The sequence below is a fragment of the Bradyrhizobium sp. SZCCHNR1093 genome (genome assembly GCF_032381175.1).
Lineage (GTDB): Bacteria > Pseudomonadota > Alphaproteobacteria > Rhizobiales > Xanthobacteraceae > Bradyrhizobium.
Genome location: NZ_JAUHJJ010000004.1, coordinates 681,123 through 702,112 on the forward strand (window position 1 = coordinate 681,123; position 20,990 = coordinate 702,112).

At 65.0% G+C, this 20,990-nt stretch carries 24 protein-coding genes; 9 read left to right on the forward strand and 15 right to left on the reverse strand.

Going from position 1 to position 20,990, the window contains the following annotated elements; all coding sequences use genetic code 11:
• Nucleotides 1–157 precede the first annotated feature (157 nt).
• Nucleotides 158–550: a hypothetical protein gene (locus QX070_RS17740; protein WP_315738287.1), complete on the forward strand. Its 393-nt coding sequence runs from the start codon at nt 158–160 to the stop codon at nt 548–550.
• Nucleotides 551–976: 426 nt separating this feature from the next.
• On the opposite strand, the gene QX070_RS17745 is transcribed toward QX070_RS17740, so the two are convergent.
• The 3 genes from QX070_RS17745 to QX070_RS17755 all read right to left on the reverse strand — a co-directional run bounded on the left by QX070_RS17745 (nt 977) and on the right by QX070_RS17755 (nt 3,073).
• Nucleotides 977–1,576: a hypothetical protein gene (locus QX070_RS17745; protein WP_315738321.1), complete on the reverse strand. Its 600-nt coding sequence runs from the start codon at nt 1,574–1,576 to the stop codon at nt 977–979.
• A 34-nt stretch (nt 1,577–1,610) separates the two neighbouring features.
• The gene (locus tag QX070_RS17750) at nt 1,611–2,219 is read right to left on the reverse strand and encodes a hypothetical protein (protein WP_315738288.1); all 609 of its coding nucleotides are present in this window, start codon (nt 2,217–2,219) and stop codon (nt 1,611–1,613) included.
• Between the two features lie 83 nt (nt 2,220–2,302).
• The gene (locus tag QX070_RS17755; protein WP_315738289.1) at nt 2,303–3,073 is read right to left on the reverse strand and encodes a gamma-glutamyl-gamma-aminobutyrate hydrolase family protein; all 771 of its coding nucleotides are present in this window, start codon (nt 3,071–3,073) and stop codon (nt 2,303–2,305) included.
• A gap of 234 nt (nt 3,074–3,307) precedes the next feature.
• Between QX070_RS17755 and QX070_RS17760 the strand changes: the two genes are divergently transcribed.
• Nucleotides 3,308–4,456 carry an AI-2E family transporter gene (locus QX070_RS17760; RefSeq protein ID WP_315738290.1) on the forward strand — a complete coding sequence of 383 codons (1,149 nt, stop codon included), beginning with the start codon at nt 3,308–3,310 and terminating at the stop codon, nt 4,454–4,456.
• An 18-nt stretch (nt 4,457–4,474) separates the two neighbouring features.
• Here QX070_RS17760 and QX070_RS17765 read toward each other — a convergent pair whose 3' ends face one another.
• The 4 genes from QX070_RS17765 to QX070_RS17780 form a co-directional block, all read right to left on the reverse strand.
• Nucleotides 4,475–5,644 (reverse strand): M20 aminoacylase family protein, encoded by a 1,170-nt coding sequence (locus QX070_RS17765; protein ID WP_315738291.1) that lies wholly within the window; start codon nt 5,642–5,644, stop codon nt 4,475–4,477.
• Between the two features lie 161 nt (nt 5,645–5,805).
• On the reverse strand, nt 5,806–6,354 hold the full coding sequence (locus QX070_RS17770) for a phosphohydrolase (protein ID WP_315738292.1): 549 nt from the start codon (nt 6,352–6,354) through the stop codon (nt 5,806–5,808).
• 35 nt (nt 6,355–6,389) lie between these two features.
• A complete protein-coding gene (locus QX070_RS17775; RefSeq protein ID WP_315711517.1) occupies nt 6,390–6,692 on the reverse strand; it encodes an antibiotic biosynthesis monooxygenase family protein in 303 nt (100 codons plus the stop codon).
• A gap of 68 nt (nt 6,693–6,760) precedes the next feature.
• Nucleotides 6,761–7,978, reverse strand: coding sequence for a GGDEF domain-containing protein (locus QX070_RS17780; protein WP_315738293.1), 1,218 nt, complete (start codon nt 7,976–7,978; stop codon nt 6,761–6,763).
• A 390-nt stretch (nt 7,979–8,368) separates the two neighbouring features.
• Between QX070_RS17780 and QX070_RS17785 the strand changes: the two genes are divergently transcribed.
• Entirely contained in the window at nt 8,369–10,468 is a 2,100-nt protein-coding gene (locus tag QX070_RS17785; protein ID WP_315738294.1) for a LamG-like jellyroll fold domain-containing protein, read from the forward strand.
• A gap of 95 nt (nt 10,469–10,563) precedes the next feature.
• On the opposite strand, the gene rpsI is transcribed toward QX070_RS17785, so the two are convergent.
• The 3 genes from rpsI to QX070_RS17800 form a co-directional block, all read right to left on the reverse strand.
• Nucleotides 10,564–11,046 carry a 30S ribosomal protein S9 gene (rpsI, locus tag QX070_RS17790; protein ID WP_172109671.1) on the reverse strand — a complete coding sequence of 161 codons (483 nt, stop codon included), beginning with the start codon at nt 11,044–11,046 and terminating at the stop codon, nt 10,564–10,566.
• A 1-nt stretch (nt 11,047) separates the two neighbouring features.
• Nucleotides 11,048–11,512 carry a 50S ribosomal protein L13 gene (rplM, locus tag QX070_RS17795; RefSeq protein WP_315711511.1) on the reverse strand — a complete coding sequence of 155 codons (465 nt, stop codon included), beginning with the start codon at nt 11,510–11,512 and terminating at the stop codon, nt 11,048–11,050.
• Between the two features lie 158 nt (nt 11,513–11,670).
• Nucleotides 11,671–12,099, reverse strand: a complete 429-nt coding sequence (locus tag QX070_RS17800; RefSeq protein WP_315738295.1) for a PaaI family thioesterase — start codon at nt 12,097–12,099, stop codon at nt 11,671–11,673.
• A gap of 84 nt (nt 12,100–12,183) precedes the next feature.
• Here QX070_RS17800 and QX070_RS17805 point away from each other — a divergent pair, with 84 nt between their 5' ends.
• From QX070_RS17805 to QX070_RS17815, 3 genes are all read left to right on the forward strand, one after another.
• Nucleotides 12,184–13,005 (forward strand): enoyl-CoA hydratase, encoded by an 822-nt coding sequence (locus tag QX070_RS17805; RefSeq protein ID WP_315738296.1) that lies wholly within the window; start codon nt 12,184–12,186, stop codon nt 13,003–13,005.
• 317 nt (nt 13,006–13,322) lie between these two features.
• Nucleotides 13,323–13,907, forward strand: coding sequence for a CoA-binding protein (locus QX070_RS17810; RefSeq protein ID WP_315738297.1), 585 nt, complete (start codon nt 13,323–13,325; stop codon nt 13,905–13,907).
• A gap of 226 nt (nt 13,908–14,133) precedes the next feature.
• Complete coding sequence (locus QX070_RS17815; protein ID WP_315738298.1) at nt 14,134–15,417, forward strand: O-acetylhomoserine aminocarboxypropyltransferase; 1,284 nt, start codon at nt 14,134–14,136, stop codon at nt 15,415–15,417.
• Between the two features lie 329 nt (nt 15,418–15,746).
• Here QX070_RS17815 and QX070_RS17820 read toward each other — a convergent pair whose 3' ends face one another.
• Nucleotides 15,747–15,941, reverse strand: coding sequence for a hypothetical protein (locus QX070_RS17820; protein ID WP_315738299.1), 195 nt, complete (start codon nt 15,939–15,941; stop codon nt 15,747–15,749).
• A 318-nt stretch (nt 15,942–16,259) separates the two neighbouring features.
• Between QX070_RS17820 and QX070_RS17825 the strand changes: the two genes are divergently transcribed.
• Nucleotides 16,260–16,598, forward strand: a complete 339-nt coding sequence (locus QX070_RS17825; protein WP_315738300.1) for a hypothetical protein — start codon at nt 16,260–16,262, stop codon at nt 16,596–16,598.
• 110 nt (nt 16,599–16,708) lie between these two features.
• On the opposite strand, the gene QX070_RS17830 is transcribed toward QX070_RS17825, so the two are convergent.
• Nucleotides 16,709–17,341 carry an RraA family protein gene (locus QX070_RS17830; protein WP_315738301.1) on the reverse strand — a complete coding sequence of 211 codons (633 nt, stop codon included), beginning with the start codon at nt 17,339–17,341 and terminating at the stop codon, nt 16,709–16,711.
• Between the two features lie 129 nt (nt 17,342–17,470).
• Between QX070_RS17830 and QX070_RS17835 the strand changes: the two genes are divergently transcribed.
• Entirely contained in the window at nt 17,471–18,370 is a 900-nt protein-coding gene (locus tag QX070_RS17835; protein ID WP_315738302.1) for a LysR family transcriptional regulator, read from the forward strand.
• A gap of 172 nt (nt 18,371–18,542) precedes the next feature.
• On the forward strand, nt 18,543–19,451 hold the full coding sequence (locus tag QX070_RS17840; RefSeq protein ID WP_315738303.1) for an amino acid ABC transporter substrate-binding protein: 909 nt from the start codon (nt 18,543–18,545) through the stop codon (nt 19,449–19,451).
• 267 nt (nt 19,452–19,718) lie between these two features.
• On the opposite strand, the gene QX070_RS17845 is transcribed toward QX070_RS17840, so the two are convergent.
• The 3 genes from QX070_RS17845 to QX070_RS17855 form a co-directional block, all read right to left on the reverse strand.
• The gene (locus QX070_RS17845; protein ID WP_315738304.1) at nt 19,719–19,871 is read right to left on the reverse strand and encodes a hypothetical protein; all 153 of its coding nucleotides are present in this window, start codon (nt 19,869–19,871) and stop codon (nt 19,719–19,721) included.
• A gap of 200 nt (nt 19,872–20,071) precedes the next feature.
• Nucleotides 20,072–20,272, reverse strand: coding sequence for a hypothetical protein (locus tag QX070_RS17850; protein ID WP_315738305.1), 201 nt, complete (start codon nt 20,270–20,272; stop codon nt 20,072–20,074).
• A gap of 4 nt (nt 20,273–20,276) precedes the next feature.
• Nucleotides 20,277–20,570: a BrnT family toxin gene (locus tag QX070_RS17855; protein WP_315738306.1), complete on the reverse strand. Its 294-nt coding sequence runs from the start codon at nt 20,568–20,570 to the stop codon at nt 20,277–20,279.
• Nucleotides 20,571–20,990 lie beyond the last annotated feature (420 nt).

Consider the following 20,990-nt stretch of genomic DNA (forward strand, 5'->3'; position numbering starts at 1 on the left):
GTGTCGCAGTGCCGTGCTGGCGAATGCCAAGGCCGGCATGAGCGCCAGAACGGCGGTACGACATTCCGCCCAATGACGAATAGGGACAGGCGCAAGGAATAGATCGGGCCGGAATGAGTTTCTATCCCTGTGATCCACATGCATTGGGAGATTTCGAATGACCAAGCTTTCGATCTCGCGCCTCTTCCTGACCGCCGCAATCTCACTCGCGGCGATCTCGTCCGCCAGCGCGGCGCCTCCAACCAAGAGCGGCAGCAGCACGAAGGGCGACATCCTCACCGACAACAAGGGCATGACGCTCTACACGTTCGACAAGGACGTCGACGGCAAATCAGCCTGCAACGGTCCCTGCGCGACCAACTGGCCGGTCCTGAAAGCCGAAGCCAGCGACAAGGCCGACGCCAACTACACCATCATCACCCGGGACGACGGCTCCAGGCAGTGGGCTTACAAGGGCAAGCCGCTCTACACCTTCGCCAAGGATCAGAAGCCCGGCGACATCACAGGCGACGGCTTCCTGAACAACGCCTGGCATCTCGCAAAGCCCTGATCGCAGCCGCGCTCTCGCCACGCGCGGGACGAGCTGTACGGATTGGGCTTGGCCGTAGGAGACGGCCACTCTCGGAGAATCCGCCGGACGCGCCTGCGACCGGCGCCCATTGACGAGCGCTGCGTTGTCGTGGCTATCGAGAAATGCGGCAAGCTTTCCTGATGGAGATCTTGCCGCACCACCCCTGCCCCCAGCGCCCTTCACCGGGCGCCTTTTGTTGGTGGCTGCTCATCTGCGATGATCCAACGGGACTCGTCCTTCGAGACGCTTGGCTATCGCCAAGCTCCTTAAGGATGAGGAGATGGAGGTCGCGCGCAAGGCCGCGGTTTCTCCTCGTGGTGAGGAGCGCCCGTGAGTCAATGAGATCATCCGACAGAAGTGCGCGCGCCGTCTCGAACCATGAGGCCCGAGGGCGCAACTCAGCCGCTATTTCTCGGGAAAGCTCACCACGATCTGCTCGACCACCGGTCCCCATTTGCACAACTCCGCCTTGTCGGATGCGATGCGATCACCGATCGGATTTCCCTCGTGGTCGTCACTGCCGAAGCGAACGCTGACGGAGCATCCACCCGGCAAAGGACGGCTCAGCGTGCCGCCTTTCCAGTCGACAACGAAGCCGCCACCATCGGTGAAGAACTCGCGGATCAGAAACGGCCTGCCATTGATCTTCTGCACCTCGGCCAAGGTCGAGCCGAGCGTCACGCCGGCAACATTCCAGTGACTCGTCTTGGAGTCGATCAAGGTGAGACGTGACACCCGCTGCATCGTCTCGTCAGCAAAGCCGATCTCGATACGCCGGTCCGGCGCTTTTGGCGACAGCACGACGCCTTGATAAGTGATGTCCTCCACCCCGGTGAACAACTGGTCGTCTGTCACCGCCTCCTGGCCGTAGCGCTGCATCAGGCTCTTGGCGGAGTCCGTGACCGACACCGGCGAGGTGCAGGTGATCGGCCCATCGGCAGGCGGCGCGGTCTGTGCCCACGCCGGCGCAGCCAGAAGCATCAACAACAAGCTCGTTCGGCGCATGCTCATCCCGGTCAGTCCTGCGACTATGAAGCCATCACTTCGCGGCGAAATTGATGCCGATCTCCGTGACGACGGGCGCGAATTTGACGAGCGCCGGATTGTCGGACGACACCTTCACGCCATCGCCCGAGAGCGCTCGCGGTGGGTCCTTGTCCCTGCCGAAGCGCACGGTGACCGAGCAGCCGCCCGGCAGGATGCGTCCCAGCGCGCCGTTCTTGAAGTCGGTGACGAAGCCGCCATAGTCCCAGCCGAAGCCTGAGACGACGAACGGCTTGCCGTTGGCCTTCTGGACCGCGGCGAGGCTCGCGCCGATGGTGATGCCCACAACGCTCCAGCGGCTGGTCTTGGCCGTGTCGCGCAAGGTCAGCCCGGACACCGTCGCGATCTTGTCGTCGATGAAGGCGACATCGATGCGCCGGTCCAGCGCCCGCGGAAACAGCACGAGGCCCTTATAGGTCTCGCCTTCGGCGCCGGGGAGATCCTGAACCACGGCCTCATCGCCGTAGCGCTGCTTGAGACTCTTCACGGTGTCGGTCGCCGCCACGGGCAGCGTGCAGGTGATCGGTCCTTCAATGGGCAGCGCGGTCTGGGCGAAGGCCGGAGCGGCGAGGAGCAGAGCTGCAGCAGTCAGGACGTGGCGCATCCGGGCTTCCTTGTGACGAGCTCACGATGAGGCGTCTCTGCAGCTTCGTCTGCCGCGCCGGAAATCCGGTTCAGTCCCGGCCTTCAGGAGGACAGTTGCCGCTTCCTCACCGCCGCCCCAAACGCCTCGAATAGCTTGCGATTGATCGGGTTCTTCTGCGGGTCATATTCGGCGTGCCATTGCACGCCCAGCGCAAAGCTCGGCGCGTCGGCGATGCGAATGGCCTCGATGGTGCCGTCCTCGGCGATGCCCTCGATCACGACGCGGTCGCCCGGCTCCAGGATGCCTTGACCATGCAGCGAATTGACCTTGATAATGTCGCAGCCGAGGATGCCGGCGAAGGCGCCGCCCGGCGTCAGCTTGACCTCGTGGCGATCGGCGAAGATGACGGTCGGATCGGGATGGATCTCACCATTCTCCAGCCGGGGCATGCGATGGTTCATGCGGCCGGGAATCTCGCGGATCTCCGGATGCAGCGAGCCGCCGAAGGCGACGTTCATCTCCTGCAGGCCGCGGCAGATGCCAAACAGCGGGATGCCTCTGGAGACGCAGGCCTCCGACAACTGCAGCGCGACCTCGTCGCGGTGGATGTCGTAGGGCTCGTGCTTGAGGCTCGGCTCGGTATTGAAGCGGGTCGGATGCACATTGGCGCGGGCGCCGGTCAGCACCACGCCATCGACGACATCGAGCAGCGCGGCGATGTCGGTGATCTCGGGAACGCCGGCAAACATCAGCGGCAGCGCGCCCGCGACCTCGGCCACGGCGCTCAGGTTGCGCTCGCCCACCATCTGCACGGTGAACCTATTCTCGACGCGATGGCTGTTGCCGATCACGCCGACCACCGGACGTTTCATTGCTTTCGTTTCTCTCCCTTTTGTCCGGCCTTCGGCTGCCGCATCCGCCAGTCCGGCAGGCACAAATCATGCCTGCGTCGCACGGCAGGATCAACATATGGCCACGCGGGTCCCCAATGCCAATTCCGGACACCCCCGCAAGCGTCCTGCAGCGCCCCACTTCCCCAAGCCTGCGCTTGATCCGCCAGCCGTTTTCGCCAATGTGTGGGGGCCGATCAGCACAGAGGATGCCTCATGACCGCCCCCGCCGACCCACGCCTCCAGGCCCGCAGCGACCTGGCCTGGGCCATTGCCGTGGGCGGCATCGGGGTAGCCCTGTTCATGGCCGGCATGGCCTTCACCTGGTATTACGCGGCTGCGATCTTCCTGCTGTTCGCGGGCATGCTGCTCGGCGTTGCGCTCAACGCGATGACCAGCCTGCTCGGCCGCGTGCTGCCCTGGCCGCATCCGGCGCGGCTCGTCATCGTCTGCTTGGCGCTCGCGGCCGTGCTCGTCGGCATCGTCTTCCTCGGCGGCACCACCATCGCGGACCAGGCCAAGGTGCTGAGCGATACGATCAAGTCGCAGCTCGGCAACATCAAGGGCTTCCTCGACCGCAACGGCATCGACACCAGCTTCTTCGACTTCAACGCCGCGAGCACGGCCACATCAGCTCCTGACGGCGGCTCGACCACACCGACCCAGACGCCGTCCCATGGCCTGCCGGGCGGCCTGCCCTCGCCGAGCGCGCTGGCCTCCTCCGGCGGCGCCATCGTCAGCCAGACCTTCAAGCTGCTGCTGGGCACCGTCAGCGCCGTCGGCAACTTCTTCATCGTCCTGTTCCTGGGACTCGCCTTCGCGGCCCAGCCGGCCGTCTACCGCAGCGGATTGCTTTTCCTGGCGCCGGCGAAGTACCGCGACCAGGCCACCGTGATCGTGGACCGCATCAGCTACACGCTGGAGCGCTGGCTGATCGCCCAGATCACGACGATGTTCGCGGTCTTCCTCGTCACCTGGATCGGCCTCGCCATCATCGGCGTGCAGAGCTCGTTCATCCTCGGGATCCAGGCCGGCCTGTTGGCGTTCATTCCGACCGTTGGCGCGATCATCGCCGGCGTCATCGTGGTGCTGGCGAGCCTTGCCTCCGGCTGGGTCGCGGCGGTCAGCGCCTTCGTGCTGTTCCTCGGCGTGCACGCGATGGAGAGCTACGTGCTGACGCCGCTGATCCAGCGCCAGGCGCTGGACATCCCGCCGGCCACGCTGTTTGCGTTCCAGATCCTGCTCGGCATCGTGTTCGGCGTCTGGGGCCTGACCCTGGCGCTGCCGCTGATGGCGATCGCCAAGGTCATGATCGACTATTTCAAGAGCGACCGCCGCACCGAGGACGCCGCGGCCGCGATCTGAGGCCCGGTCAGAGCCCGGTCAGCCGGCGGGCATCGCGGTCTCGACGAGCTTGGCCCAATAGCTGATCCCGTGCGGGATCACGTCGTCGTTGAAATCATACTCGGGGTGATGCACGCCGGCCCCATCGCCGATGCCCATGAAGACGAACGCGCCGGGCCGCGCCTGCAGCATGTAGGCGAAATCCTCGCCGCCGAGCCGGGGCGGCATATCGGTGATGACCTTTTCCGGCCCGACGACGCTGCGCGCCACGTCGGCTGCGAACGCGGTCTGCTCCGCGTGATTGATGACGACCGGATAGCCCCATTCATAGTCGATCTCCGCCTCGACGCCCATCCCGCTCGCGAGCGCCGTCACGAGGCCCTTGAAGCGCTCGTCCATCAAGCGGCGGATGTCCTCGTCGAGCGTGCGCACGGTGCCGCCGATGATTGCGGTCTGCGGAATGATGTTGTCGGCGGTCGTCCCCGCGTGAAAGCGCGTGATCGACAGCACCGCGCTTTCGACCGGATCGACGTTGCGCGCCACGATCGTCTGCAGCGCGGTCACGATCTGCGCGCCGGCGATGATCGGATCGACGCATTTGTTCGGCCGCGCGGCATGGCCGCCGAGGCCCTTCAGGCGCACCTCGAAGGTGTCGGCGGCGGCCATCACGGCGCCGGTGCGCGTCGCGACCGTTCCGAGCGGCAGGCCCGGCGCGTTGTGCAGGCCGTAGACCTCCTCGATGCCGAAGCGCTCCATCAGGCCGTCCTCGACCATGGCACGGCCACCGGCCCCGCCCTCCTCGGCCGGCTGAAAGATGACGATGGCCGTGCCGGCGAAGTTGCGCGTCTCGGCGAGATAGCGCGCCGCGCCCAGCAGCATCGCGGTGTGGCCGTCATGGCCGCAGGCGTGCATCCGGCCCGGAATCGTGGACTTGTGCGGGATGTCGCTGATCTCCTGCAGCGGCAGCGCGTCCATGTCGGCACGCAGGCCGATCACACGCTGCGACGGCTCGCGCCCGCGGATGACGCCGACGACGCCGGTCCTGCCGATACCGCTGACGACCTCGTCGACACCGAACGAGGCCAGCAGCTCGGCGACACGCGCGGCCGTCCGATGCACCTCGTAGAGCAGCTCGGGATGCTGGTGGAAATCGCGGCGCCAGACCTTGGCGTCTTCCGCCAGCTCGGCGGCGCGGTTGATGATCGGCATGACGGAGTTCCAGAAAATGAGGAGCACGCCATGGCGACGCGCATGTCATCTCATTGCATGTCGAGCCGCAGCAAAAGACAAGCCACATTCGCTCATGCGATGCTGCGCAGGCTGCATTGCCGCAGCGATGCGGCCGCTCGAAATGCCTGAGCTGATCCTGCCTATGATCGAAGATCGCTCAGCTCGCGCGCGAGGTTGGCCCGCGCCTTCTGGTCGAGGGCAGCGGCAAAGCCCGCATCCGGATAGATCACGGGGCGCCCCGCGAACCGCTCCAGCACGGCCGCGCGCCCGGCGCGGTAGGCGTCGTCCGGCACGTGCGCATATTCGCGCCGGATCGCATCCGCATAGGCGTCGTAGCCGGCCTCATCGGTGCCGAGAATGGCGAGATCGATCGAGACGAGCAGCGCGCCCAGCCGATCGCCGGGCGCGACGTCGTGCGTCCGGGTCAGCGGGATCAGGCGTCCGACCTCGTCGCGCAGCTCGGGCGCGACGTGACGCTCGGCAAGGATGGCGCTCTGCTCCTCATTGTCGGAGCGCGTGGGATCATACACGACGTCGTGCCACCAGATCGCGAGGGTCAGGATCTCGCGGTCGCGGACGCTGAGATCCGCGACGCGATCGAGCTGGGCCAGGCAGTCCCGGACGTGGCGAAGATCATGGTAGTGCCGTCCGGCGGCAGCGTAGGCTTCGACCAGATCGTCATGCGTCATGATGGTGTTCCGCGGCGAGCAGCGCTGGCGCGGCCTCAGCCGGCCGAAGTCAGCACCGTCTCGGTGTGCTCGACATCCGGAGGATTGGCAAAATACTGCCCGACCAGGCCGCGCCATTCGGTGAAGTTCTCCGAGCCGCGGAAATCGACCGTGTGGTTTTCGAGCGTCTCCCACTTCACCATCAGGCGGTAGCGCTGCGGCTTCTCGATCGATTTGTGCAGCTCGAAGCCGTGAAAGCCCTTGGAGCGGCCGAAAGCAGCGCGTGCTTTCGCGACCGCGGCCTCGAAATCCTTCTCCGTGCCCGGCTTGACGTCGATCTGGGCGATTTCCGTGATCATGTTCTGTCGGCCTCCCCTGGTGTGGGCCGCTTGTCTAGCCCAGACCTCGGGAGAGCGAAAGCCGCGCCTCAGCTGGACAACACCGCCTGTCCCGACTGCGGTAGGCTGGCAGCGGCGCGCTGGCGGCGGTAGCGGTCGAGCGACAGTGGCAGCTCCGCCGACGCTTCGACCCGGTTGCGCCCGGAACGCTTGGCCTTGTAGAGGGCGGTATCGGCGGCCGCGAGCAGCACGTCGAGATCGGTCCCGCCCGGCCCGCCGGCGACACCGATGCTGACGGTGGTGTCGACCGGCTTGTCCTCGCACACCACGCCGGAGGCCGCGAACGCCTCACGGACACGCTCGGCGGCGACCATGGCCTCTTCGATCGAACAGGGCAAAAGTGCTGCGAACTCCTCGCCACCGATCCGCCCCGAGAGATCGGTGAGGCGCAGATTGTTGACCACGACGTTTGCGAACAGCTTCAGGACCTCGTCGCCCTCGGCGTGGCCGAAGCGGTCGTTGATCGACTTGAAATGATCGATGTCGAAGATCAGCACGCTGACTGGGCGCTGCTCGCGCGCCTCGCGCTCGATGAGCTGCGCGGAGGACTCGGCAAAGCCGCGGCGGTTGAGCAGGCCCGTCAGCGGGTCGGTGGTCGCCGCACGCTTGTGGGCGCTGACGATGCGCTCGGACACCAGCATGAAGATCACGAACACGGTGCCGACCGCATAGAGCACGAGCTCGATCGAGAAGATCGTGACCCAGGCCGCGGCGAAGGCGCCGTCGGAATCGCGCAGCATGTTGCCGAGCAGGATCGGCAGCATCAGGACGAAGCCGTGCATCACCGGCACGATCAGCGCCGGCCAGCGCTTGTGCAAGGTCCGCCGCCGCTCCTGCCACAGCTCGGCCGCGGTCAGCATGGCGTAGATCACGACGATCGCGGCGCCGATCGTCAGCCGCAGCGCCTGCGCCGACGCATCGAGCAGCATGCCGCTGGCGATCCAGACCGTCGCGCCGAGCACGAGCCCAAGCACGCTCGGCGGCTTGCCGTGGAACACGCGCGCGGCATTCCACACCATGGCGGTGGCGATCAGACCGATGGAGCTCAGGAACAGCGACACCACCTCACCATAGAGCTCGCCGATCAACGTCCACAGCGCGATCGCGACGGCGCCGAGAATATAGGCCGCCCCCCACCAGCGCAGCGCCGGCGTGTTCTCCTGTCGACCGAAATGGAGCAACATGGCGCCAAGCAGCGCCGCGACCATGGTCGCTACGATGTCGAGCGTCATGCTATCAAGCGCCATCGATCACCTCGGTTGCTGCGGCGGCGCGGGAATTCAGGGTTAGCGCGGCCTTATCGCGATCAACCTAGCGGGCGGTTTGTTGGAAAGAGGTTTGCCTGGGATGCCAAGTTTTCTCGAAAAGCCCGGCGCAACTCGTCAACAAATTGCTGCGCAAGAAATCTGCAAACAGGATTCAAAAATGCCGAGGCAATCCGCGCGACCGCCCGCCCAGATTGCACACGGCACACACCCCTTCATTGATAGTTGTGCGCCCCCGCGTGCGGAATCAATGGTTTCCCGTCCTGCGGCGAACACTCATCGAAACGATAAGAAACCTTCTCAAATTTGAGATCATCTCTCCCTAACACGTCCCGACCGCGGCGCGATCCGCCGCTCGAGGTGGGGACGACGATGTCTTTCGACGACGATTCATCGAACAACAAGCCGGCCGCAGGCCATCATCCGTCGCGCGGTCCGGAGCCGGTGCAGGGCGTGGACCGCCGCACGCTGCTGCGCAACGCGATGGGCGTTTCGGCGCTCGGCCTCGGCGCCAGCCTGCTGCCCGGCCAGGCGGCGCACGCGCATTGGCGCATGCATCATCACCACCATCACGTCACCACCAGCTTCGCGCTCGCCGTCCTCCCCGATACGCAGTTCTACTCGCGCTATGCGACGTCCGAGGAAGGCCAGTCCTATCAGCGCCAATATGGCAGCACGCCCTATCCGGCGCAGACGCAGTTCATCGTCGACAACGCCGCGAAGTATCACATCCCGTTCACCATCCATCTCGGCGACGTCGTCGACCAGTCCAAGCATCCGCAGCAATGGGCGGTCGCCGACGCCGCGATGAAGCTGCTCGAGAACGCCGGCCGGCCCTATTCGGTGCTCGCCGGCAATCACGACGTACTGTCGGCGCTGGAGTTCGAAAGCGCGGCAAGCCAGAGCGTGGGCACCGATGCGCAGCGCGGTTCATCCGAGCCCTATCTCTCATGGTTTCCGACCAGCCGCGCGGCGAAGCAGCGGACCTTCCTGGAGCGGCATCCGAGCGGCTGGCACGAGGCGCATGTGTTCCACGCCTGTGGCGTCAGCTTCATGGTGCTGTCGCTGTCCTGGCGCGCCTCGGATGATGCCATCGCCTGGGCGCGCAGCATGATCGCGCGCCATCCGATGCTGCCGGTCATCCTCGCCAATCACCAGTTGCTCAACATCGCCAATGACGGCACGAGCCCGCTTGAGGTCGCCTACGGCCAGTATCTCTGGGACAAGCTGATCCGCAGCAACGACCAGATCTTCATGACCCTCAACGGCCACTATCATGGCGGCGCGCTGCTGACGAAGATCAACGACTTCCACAATCCGGTCCACCAGATGGTGGTCGACTATCAGATGGCCTATCAGGGCGGCAACGGCCTGATGCGGCTCTACGAGTTCGACTTCACCCGCAACAAGATCGATGTCGCCTCGTTCTCACCGTGGGTGGTCGCGAAGCCGAAGGACAGCCTCAAGCAGTTCGACCGCGCCTGGCTGACCGAGGACAATCACGAGTTCACCATTCCCATCGACTTCCGCCGCCGCTTCGCCCGCTTCACCAATTTCTGCCATCTGCCGGCCTTCGCCGGCACGCCGATCCTGCCGCGCGTCAAGCAGGATCTCTACGCCAACTACACCGAGGCACCCGAGCCGGTGGTGGTGCCGCCGGCGAACGAGCAGGACTATCCGCTGATCGCCGAGACGGTTGCGCATTGGCGGATCGCCTCGTCGGCGATCGGCAAGGCGGTGGCCGCCGGCACTGCACTGCCGGACCTCACCGCCGCCAACCCGATGCAGCGCGCCTCGCTCACGGGCGCCGCCCAGGTCGCTGACGTCGCCTTCACCGCCGACAAGCATCGCCTGTCCTCGGCGCCGGGCAGCATGCAGTTCCTCAACACGACCAAGCAGGGCGCCGGCCGCTTCAGCTGGTTCACGACCGCGGCCAACGCGCCGATCAACGCGGCAACGTTCGCATCCGGCTATACCGTCGAAGCCTTCATCAAGATCGATCCGAACTGGAAAGCCAGCGACCACGCCTGGTGCAACATCCTCACCCGCTTCGGCAACCGCGGCTGGCTGCCCGGCTATGCCGGCGGCGACCCGGAATCGCCGCCGATCCTGTTTGCGATCTCGAACCTGCGCGAGGTGCAGTGGGAGATCGTGCCGTCGAGTTCGACCCAGCAGCCGCAGACCGACTGGTCCGGCGAGATCATGCTGAACACCTGGTACCACCTCGCGATCGTCAACGATCCCAAGGACAATTCGACCGTGCTCTACATCGAGGGCGCGCCGGTCGTGCGCAGCGTCATCGGCGGCAACGGCCTCGCGAGCGTTGCGGCGAGCCAGCCCTGGGCACTCGGCTGCGGCTGGTGGGATCGCTCACCGGCGGACGGCTTCATCGGCAGCATCGGCGAGGTCCGCGTGGTGTCGAAGCCGCTGGCACCGAACCAATGGCTGACGGCGCGCCGCGCCAGCGCCTGATCCGCACAGGCTTCACGCAAAGCAAAACGGGCGCCCGCGAGGGCGCCCGTTCGTATTTGAAGCTGATGGATCCGGACGGAGCCGGAGCCAGGAGATCAGCGCTTCGAGAACTGGAAGGAGCGGCGGGCCTTGGCCTTGCCGTACTTCTTACGCTCGACGACGCGCGAGTCGCGGGTCAGGAAGCCGCCCTTCTTGAGGACGCCGCGCAGCTCCGGCTCGAAATTCGTCAGCGCCTTGGACAGGCCGTGACGGACCGCACCGGCCTGGCCGGACAGGCCGCCGCCGGCGACCGTGCAGATCACGTCGTACTGGCCCTTGCGGGCGGCGACGACCATCGGCTGCTCGATCATCATGCGCAGCACCGGACGAGCGAAGTAGACCTCGATGTCGCGGGTGTTGACGGTGACCTTGCCGGAGCCCGGCTTGATCCAGACGCGGGCGACCGCGTCCTTGCGCTTGCCGGTGGCATAGGCGCGGCCGAACTTGTCGACCTTCTTCTCATACTTCGGAGCGTCCGGAGCCGTGACGGCGCCCTTGAGCTGCGACAGCTGATCGAGAGACTGGATGCTTTCGGCCATCTTATGCGGCCCTCGTGTTCTTGCGGTTCAACTTGGCGATGTCGATCTTCTCGGGGTTCTGCGCCTCGTGCGGATGATCGGGTCCGCCATAGACACGCAGATTGCCCATCTGCACGCGGCCGAGCGGCCCGCGCGGGATCATGCGCTCGATGGCCTTCTCGATCACGCGCTCGGGGAAGCGACCCTCGAGGATCTGGCGCGCGGTGCGCTCCTTGACGTGACCGACATAGCCGGTGTGCTTGTAGTACACCTTCTGCTCGCGCTTGCGGCCGGTCAGGACGGCGTGCGCGGCATTGACGATGATGACGTTGTCGCCGCAGTCGACGTGCGGCGTGTAGATCGGGAGGTGCTTGCCGCGCAGCCGCATGGCGACCAGCGTAGCGAGACGGCCGACGACCAGACCCTTGGCGTCGATCACGACCCACTTCTTCTGGACCTCGGCCGGCTTTGCCGAAAAGGTTTTCATGAGAGATATCCGTGACAGGGAGAATGCGGCGCGGATGACGCGCCGGACTGGTCGCAGCTTCTAGAGAAGCGCCCCGCATTCGTCAACGCCATCGGCGCAAAATTACGCCAACGAAAACATGAGGTTATAAATATGGTGCAATAATACCCTCGAAAACCTCACGCATTCGGAATGGAATAGGTGGCCGTGACGTGGGCGATCGGATCAGGCGATTCCCCTGACAATAGCGTGACTTCGCCGACCGCCAGCCGCTTGCCGAGCTTGAGCAGCCGCGCCTCGGCCAGCACGTCGGCGCCGGCCGCGCCCTTGCGCAGGAAGTTGATGTTGAGATTCGTGGTCACGGCAAGACCGACCGGGCCGATCGCCGACAGCAGCACCACGTACATCGCGAAGTCGGCCAGCGCCATCAGGGTGGGCCCGGAGACCGTGCCGCCGGGACGCAGCATGCGCTCGTTGAAGCGCTGGCGCATCCGGCAGCTCCGGCCGTCGGCGCTCTCGATGCTGATGTCGCCGCCGGTGCGGAAGGCCTGGGGAAATTCCGCGTGCAGGAACGCTTCGAGTTCCGCGATGCTCATCTTCGCCGTCATGTCTCCCCCTGCTCTGTCGCGTTGCCTTCTGTTACATTAGCCGCGATCCAGCGCCCAAACGGAAATCGCCAACCGGAAATCGCAATGTCCGCCCCTGCCCTCGCCAATGCTGCCGACGCGCCGATCCTTATGCGCGAGATGGTCGGCCCCGTTGTCGTGCTGACGCTGAACCGCCCGGCGCAGCGTAACAGCCTGTCGGAGCCGCTGATCGCGGAGCTGCATCAGGCCCTGGCCGAGATCGGTGCCGACAAGGCCGTGCGCGCCGTGGTGATCGCGGCCAACGGCCCGGCGTTCTGCGCCGGCCATGACCTCAAGGAGCTCACCGCCCGTCGCAGCGATGCCGATCGCGGCCGCGCCTTCTTCGCCAAGCTCATGAACGCCTGCAGCGCGATGATGCAGGCCATCGTGCATCTGCCGAAACCCGTCGTCGCCTCCGTGCAGGGCATCGCCACCGCAGCCGGCTGCCAGCTGGTCGCCAGCTGCGATCTCGCCGTCGCCTCCGAGCGCGCGTCGTTCGCGACGCCCGGCGTCGACATCGGCCTGTTCTGCTCGACGCCGATGGTGGCCTTGTCGCGCAACGTGCCCCGCAAGCAGGCGATGGAGATGCTGCTGACCGGCGAGCCGGTTCCGGCGGAACGCGCCCGCGACATCGGCCTCGTCAACCGCGTGGTCGCAGCCGGAACGGAACGCGACGCGGCGATTGCGCTGGCACAACAAGTGGCGCGCAAATCCGCCTATACAATCAAGCTCGGCAAGGAAGCATTCTACCGCCAGGCTGAGATGAGCCTTGCCGACGCCTATCGTTATGCGGCAGAGGTGATGACGCAGAACATGCTCGCCCGCGACGCGGAAGAAGGCATCGGCGCCTTCATCGAGAAGCGGACTCCGACCTGGCGGGATGAGTGACGCCCGCCGCTCTCTCCTCCGTCATTGCGAGCGCAGCGGCGTGTCGGCCGAAGCCTGCAAGGCGAAGGCGGACGCAATCCAGAGTTCCACCCGAGCCCCTGGATTGCTTCGTCGCGGAGCCTGTCATCGGGCCGCGCGTTCGCGCGGACCCGTTGGCTCCCTCGCAATGACGGCATCAATAACTTCGTCATTCCGGGGCGATGCGAAGCATCGAACCCGGAATCTCGAGATTGCTGAACTCAGCTCGGGATTCCGGGTTCGCCCTTCGGGCGCCCCGGAATGACGATGCCCGATATAACTAATAGAAACGTGCCCCCATGAATCACGACACCTATCCCGACGACTACATCCGCGGCATCCTCAACGGCGTGAAGGTCATCGCGATGGTCGGCGCCTCGCCGTCCGAGATCAGGCCGAGCTTCTTCGCCTTCAAATATCTGGTGCAGCGCGGCTACGACATGATCCCGGTCAATCCCGGCCATGTCGGCAAGAGCCTGATGGGCCGGCCGTTCGTCGCCTCGCTCGCCGACATCGGCCGTCCCATCGACATGGTCGACATCTTCCGCAGCTCGCAGCACATCATGCCCGTGGTCGACGAGGCGCTGAAGCTGCAGCCCTTGCCGAAGGTGATCTGGATGCAGCTCGGCGCGCGTGACGATGCGGCGGCCGAAAAGGCCGAGGCCGCTGGGCTGAAGGTCGTCATGAATCGCTGCCCCAAGATCGAATATGGCCGGCTGTCGTCGGAGATCTCCTGGATGGGTGTCAACTCGCGCACCATCAGCGCCAAGCGCGCGCCGATCCCGACCCAGGGCATGCGGCTGTCGCTAAACCGCACCAGCGTCGGCGGCGGCACGACGGCAGCGGCCGACCGCGCCGCGAAGGACAGAAGCGATCCCTCCTGACGCATCTGCGAAAGGATCGTGTCGCGACGACGGCGCGACACAGCAACGCATTTCAAATCCGACTGATTATCGCCGCCAGCCTTGACGGCATCTTGCCCGGTGGCAAATGTCCTCCGCCGGGATGACGCGGAGGCGCACGACGGCGCGCTATCGACACCGTCTCCCATCATCGATCCCTGCATCAGCCGGCGCCGCTGCGCGAGGGATCAAGCCAAGAGGAAACATCATGACCGACCGTGCCCCGGGATTTGCCACCCTCGCCGTTCACGCCGGCGCCCAGCCTGATCCCACCACCGGCGCGCGGGCGACGCCGATCTATCAGACCACGTCGTTCGTGTTCAACGATGCCGACCACGCCGCCTCGCTGTTCGGGCTGCAGGCGTTCGGCAACATCTATACCCGCATCGGCAACCCCACCAACGCCGTGCTCGAGGAGCGCGTCGCAGCTCTCGAGGGCGGCACCGCCGCGCTGGCCGTGGCCTCTGGCCATGCCGCGCAGGTCGTGGCGCTGCAGCAGCTGCTGTCCCCCGGCGACGAGTTCATCGCCGCGCGAAAACTCTATGGCGGCTCGATCAACCAGTTCACGCATGCGTTCAAGAGCTTTGGCTGGAACGTGGTGTGGGCCGACACCGATGACGTCGCGAGCTTCGAGGCGGCGGTGAGCCCACGCACCAAGGCTGTATTCATCGAGTCGATCGCCAATCCCGGCGGCACCATCACCGACATCGAGGCGGTCGCGCAGGTGGCGCGCAAGGCGGGCGTGCCGCTGATCGTCGACAACACGCTGGCCTCGCCCTATCTGATCCGCCCGATCGATCACGGCGCCGACATCGTGCTGCACTCGCTGACCAAGTTCTTGGGCGGCCACGGCAACTCGATCGGCGGTGTCATCGTCGATGCCGGCACCTTCGACTGGGCCGGCAGCGGCGACAAATATCCGATGCTGACGCAGCCGCGACCCGAATATCACGGCATCCGGCTCCACGAGACGTTCGGCAATTTCGCCTTCGCCATCGCCTGCCGCGTGCTGGGCTTGCGTGATCTCGGACCGGCGCTGTCGCCGTTCAACGCCTTCATGATCCTGACCGGCATCGAGACCCTGCCGCTGCGCATGCAGAAGCATTGCGACAACGCCAAGGCGGTCGCAGAATTTCTCAACCGCCATCCGGCGGTCGCCTCGGTGAACTACGCCGGCCTGCCCGAGGACAAGTATTATACGCTGGCGCGCAAATACTGCCCGAAGGGCGCCGGCGCCGTGTTCACCTTCTCGCTCAAGGGCGGCTACGACGCCGGCGTCAAGCTGGTGTCGAACCTGAAGCTGTTCTCGCATCTCGCCAATGTCGGCGACACCCGCTCGCTGGTGATCCACCCGGCCTCGACCACGCACAGCCAGCTCGACGACGCCGCCAAGATCAAGGCCGGCGCCGGCCCCGACATCGTCCGCATCTCCGTCGGCATCGAGGACAAGGAAGACCTGATCGCCGACCTCGAGCAGGCGCTGAGCGCGTAAGGCGCGTTTCGCTCTACGGATCGCGCCGCGCATCGGCGTGCGGCGTGACGAGCGCATCTCTCACCACGTCATGGCCGGGCTTGTCCCGGCCATCCACGTCTTCGCCCCGGCAATGACGACGTGGATGCGCGGGCCGTCGCCGCGCCGAAGGGGCTTCGGCCCCGCAGGCGGGACAAGCCCGCGCATGACGAGTAACTGACGGCTGAGACAGCAAGCGGCCCCGAAAACAAAGAGAGCGCGGGCGGCCCCCTGGGCTTCCGCGCTCTCCTTCGTCCCACGGCCGGGCCGTTGCCGGCTTCTCGGACCGCGCCCTCGTTAACTCCAGGTGATCATCTCATCAGCTGCAACAGGCGCGCGTGCATCTGGCGGGCCAGAGGCAGCGCGGAGGCCGCGATCAGCCGGCTTGCCGACAGCGCCTGCAGTCCTGCGGCGCCCTCGTCGATGGCAGCGAGTTCAGCGTTGACTGAGCCGGTCCGTGATTGGAGATTTTGGCGCGCCGACGCCGAAAACATGATCACCGACATGCTCGAAACCTTCTGGTCTGAGACTCTGATGAAATGCAGCAGAGATTTTCGCGCCCGGACGCAGCGGCCGGGCTGCATTCGGCCGACCTTCAAAATCGCCGGCAGCAGTAAGCTTGCACCCGCAGAACTTAACAAAAGCTGAAAATGCCCGTCCTTCTACGGATGATTGCAGCCAACTGTCGGATGCCGGAAGGATTTCGTTAACCATACCCGGCTCATCCTGCCGCCCGTGGAATCGCCTTCCGGACCCGCGTGAAAGCAGCGGTGGATGTATCGCGAAGCGCCGACGCCACCCGAACAGAAGTCGAGGAGAGCAGGATGCGAACGTTGGTGATCATGATGCTGCTGGCGGCCATCGCGGCGAACGGCGTCGTGCTCGCAGCCGACCTGCCGGCCGTCCACGACAAGATCGTGCACATCAAGGCCCGCCGCGCCGTGAGAGCGCCGCCGCCGACGGTCGTCGTCGTCAGGGACCAGGACTCGCTGATCTCCCCGATGTGGCCCTCGACGCCGCTGCTGTTCGGCCGCCAGGAGCTGCCCGGCTATTACGGCCGCGCCTTCTCCTACGACTACCAGGGCCCCTATTACGGCGGCGAAGGCTACACCAACTACATGTTCCGCCTGCCTTATGCCTGCGGCGTGTATGGGTATTGCTGAGCGGGGTGCCGTTGGCATGCAAGTAGCCCGGATGAGCGAAACGACATCCGGGACGACAAGGACGAGGTCCGCATACCGCCAAGGCTCGTACGGATGACCGCAATAGACGCCTATTTTGCGTAGGCACCGCCATAGCGCCCCGCGCGGATGCTCGCCAGGATTTCGGCTTCACGCTGCTCCTGCGCGCGGGCGGACTCGAGCAGTTCGGATGCGATCGCCGGCGCGAAAGCGACCACTCCGTCGGCGTCGGCAACCACGATATCGCCTGGCGTGACGATCATGCCGCCAATCGACACCGGCACGTTGATCGTACCCGGACCGTTCTTGTAGGGGCCACGGTGATTGACCGCACGCGCGAACACGGGGAAGTCGGAATTCATCAGCACGCCGGAATCCCTGATCGCACCGTCGACGACAATCCCGGCCGCGCCGCGTTCCCTCGCGATGGCGGCGATGATCTCGCCGACCAATGCCCGCGTCTCGTTGCCGCCGCCATTGACGACGAGGACGTCGCCAGGCGTAATAAGATCGAGCGCGCGATGAATGAAGAGATTATCCCCCGGCGCCGTATTCACGGTCAGCGCGATCCCGGCCATCGGCGAGCCCGTATAGAATGGCCGTAGACTGGCTGCACCAGGCAACCGCTGAAGGTTGTCGCTGATCACGGCCGTGGAAACGCTCTTGAACGCGGCGACGACCGCCGCATCGATCGGCGCACCAGGCTGCGCTTGTCCCTCACCCATTCTCGCTCCCCGTCTTGCACAGTCCAGAGCGTCGCTCGATGGCGCCCCGCCTCGGCGGTGTAGGACTCGTCTTGAATTCAGAAAACCGATAAATGGAGATATCGATCCATCTCTTTTTTGAATGCGAACATGGTCACCCTGAAGCAGCTAGAAGCTTTGAACTGGATCGCGGAGCTCGGCACGTTCGAACGCGCCGCAGCCAAGCTGAACACGACGCAATCGGCGATCTCGAAGCGCATCCAGGAGCTCGAGGCCTCAGCGCGCGTTCCGCTGTTCGATCGCAGCCAGCGCGGGGCTCGTCTGACCGAACGTGGCGAGCAGATCCTTGCTCTTGGCCGACAGATGTTGGCGTTGCAGGACCAGATCCTGGAGTTGAAGGACGGCCGGCAGTCACCGGCGCGCCGTCTGCGGCTTGGGGCGACGGAGCTGTCAGCGCTGACATGGCTGCCGCGTCTGGTTTCGGCCATTCGCGAAGCCCATCCGGCGGTGATGATCGAGCCTGAAGTCGAAACCTCCCGAAGCCTCTACGATCGGCTGATCGAGGGCAGCCTCGATCTCGTCGTCATCCCGGACGTCTTCTCTGACCCGGAGGTGACGTCGCTGCGGCTTGCCGAAGTGCAGAACGTGTGGACGGCGCGCCCCGGCCTGGTCAGAACGCGCCGGAGCCTCGATTTCGACGAGCTTGGTCATCATACGATTCTGATGCAGGGCCGTCGCTCGGGCTCCGGCCTCTTCGTCAACAAATGGCTCGCGGCCAACGGCGTCTCCTTCAAGCGCGCCATCTCGGTCGACAATCTGACTGCGCTGGTCGGGCTCGCCGTGGCCGGCCTCGGCATCAGCTATCTTCCGCAACGCTGTTTTCGTCCTCTCTTCGAGCAGAAGAAGCTGGTCATCCTGCCGGTCAAGCCGACGCTGCCGGCCGTGCCCTATGCGGCCATGTATCGCAACGACAGACCCTCGGCCTTCGCGGCCGCCGTAGCGGATCTGGCGCGCCAGACCTGCGATTTCGGCCGTCAACTCGAAGGTTAGACAGGGCAGGTGAACCCGGCGACGACGCCCGGCGCGGCGATCCATCACCTCCAGGAATGAGAAAGAAGGCGGTTTTATCCCTTTTCATCCAGGCCGGACGCAGCGAGGCTGCATCGCCGCTGCGCGTGCAACGCTGCACGCGCAAAGAGGATTGCTGCGAGGAGAGGCTTTGATGCGCATTTGGGGACTTCTGCTGACGGCAGCGCTCGCTGCAAACGCCGCCGGCGCCGAGGAACTGACGGGCACGCTCCAGAAGGTCAAGGAGACGAACAGGATATCGATCGGCTTCCAGGAATCGTCGGTGCCGTTCAGCTATCTCGACGGCAACCAGAAGCCGGTGGGCTACGCGCTCGACATCTGCGCCCGGATCGCGGATGCGGTCAAAAAGGAGCTTGGGCTTCCTAACCTCACGATCGAAACCGTTCCGGTGACGTCATCCAATCGCATACCGCTGATGACGAATGGCACGATCGACCTCTTGTGCGCCTCCACTACCAACAACGCCGAACGCCAGAAACTCGTGACCTTTGCCAATACGCACTTTCTCAGCGCCACACGCTTTGCGGCCAAGAAGTCGCTCTCGCTCCAGACGATCGACGACCTCAGGGGAAAGACGGCCGTCGCGATCGCTGGATCGACCAACATCGCACAGCTGAACAAGGTCAATGTCGAACGCAAGCTCGGCATCAACATCGTGCCGGCCAAGGACCAGGCCGAAGCGTTCCTGATGCTGGAGACCGACCGGGCTCAGGCCTATGTGCTCGATGACGTCCAGCTCGCGGTCGCCATCGCGCGGTCGAAGGACCCGGCGGCGTACATGATCAGCAGCGACGCATTCTCCAAGCCCGAACCTTTCGGCATCATGCTGCGCAAGGACGATGCGCCGTTCAAGGCCATCGCCGATCGCGTCACGGCCGAGCTCTATCAGAGCCCCGCCATCGAGGCGCTCTACAAGAAGTGGTTCGAGTCACCCGTGCCGCCGACCGGGATCAACTTCAACTACCCGATGCCGGCCCCCTTACGCGCCGCGTTCAAGTCGCCCAGCAGCAGTCCCGACCCGGACGCGTATGCGCCCGATTGAAGCTCGCGATATCCGTGCCAACAGCAACGGCGGAGATAGCCTCATCCGCCGCAGTCGCCTGCGACGGACGGCCCTCGGCTATTGCCAAGATCAGCGGCGGCGGCGCTCCTGATATCTATTTCGCCGCCTTGATCCGCGCGATCTCCTCCTTGAGGAGCGTCGCGACCAGTTCGTCCAACGACGAGCCGCACTCGGCGTTCGAGAAGTCGTATTCGTTCTTCATTGGTTGAGAGCAGCTGTGATCTTGTTGATCCGCGCGCCAGTAACTCACTCCGCGGCCACGACGCGCACGTCGAGCTGCACGCCTGTCTCTGCCTGCAACACGCCGATCACGCCAAGCAGGTTCTCGGCCGTGGGATTGCCGGATGGCCCTAACATGCGCATCAGGCTCTTCGACGGCCGCCCGAGCGCGTTGCTCAACGCCTCGAAGCCGATCGTTGCGTCGATTTACGCACGCAGGCCGGCGCGGCCGTCATCGGCCTCTCCGCGCAGCAGCGCACTCACGGCTTCCTGGAACAACGCCTCGCGAACGCCGGATCACGGTCCGCGCGCGCCCGAACCGTGTCGCGGAAGTCTGGTCGCGAAGGCATCACGAGGTGCTCGCAGAAGCTCCCAAAGAGCTATTTCGCAGCCTCGATCCGCTCAATATCCTCCTTGAGAAGCGTGTTGACCAATTCGGTCAACGATACGCCCCGCGCGCTGGCCAGCCCGGTCAGGTGATCGAGCACATCAGGCTCGAGATGCACCGGAGGCAGCATTCGCGCGCCCTTGCGAAAGAACTTGCCGCGTTCGGCGTTCGAGAAATCGTATTCATCCTTCATCGGATCACCCATTCTCGTAGGAGCGGATTTCGCGCCGGGTCGGGCGACGGACAGAAATGATGCGGATCGCTGCGCGGTCTGCCGATAGCTCCGTGTACGTATGCACGACCAGCAGTAGCTCGTGCGCAATATTGCGTCCCATCGTAACCCATCGTTCCTCGCCTGCGCCAGATCCGTCATCGAGACGCGAGAGCGCCAACGGATCGCTGAAGATGCTCATCGCCCGCTCAAAGGCAACGCCATGCTTGCGCAGATTGCTCTCTGCCTTGGCCGGATCCCAATCGAACTCGAATTGCATGGTCCGCCCCACCCGGCGATGTCCGCGACACGCCACGCTTGCCAAACGACGCAAATCAGTTTATGTTCTCTTTTTGTTCCTGTCCGGCCGAGGGGCGCTTCCGGATCGTCCAGTTGCGTAGGGCAGGAATGCGGTGGACGTGGCGGGCCGTGCGCGGACGAAAGTTCGCGCGGACGAGCGATCCGTCACGGACGGCGAAGTCGCGTGGTCCTGGCGCCCCGACGCTGGCGCTAAGTCTCGTGTCGGTGCTCAACGCATCGCGCGAGATGACGGGGGCAAGACAGCCCGGTCCCCGGGGAGATCGCGTATAAGCGTTAAAACCATCGCGCGGGGAAGGCCGGGTGGTGGATTCAATTGGTCGTCGCAACACTCGATGAGGAGGTTGCGATGGGCATTCGAAAGAAACGGTCAACGCGGGGC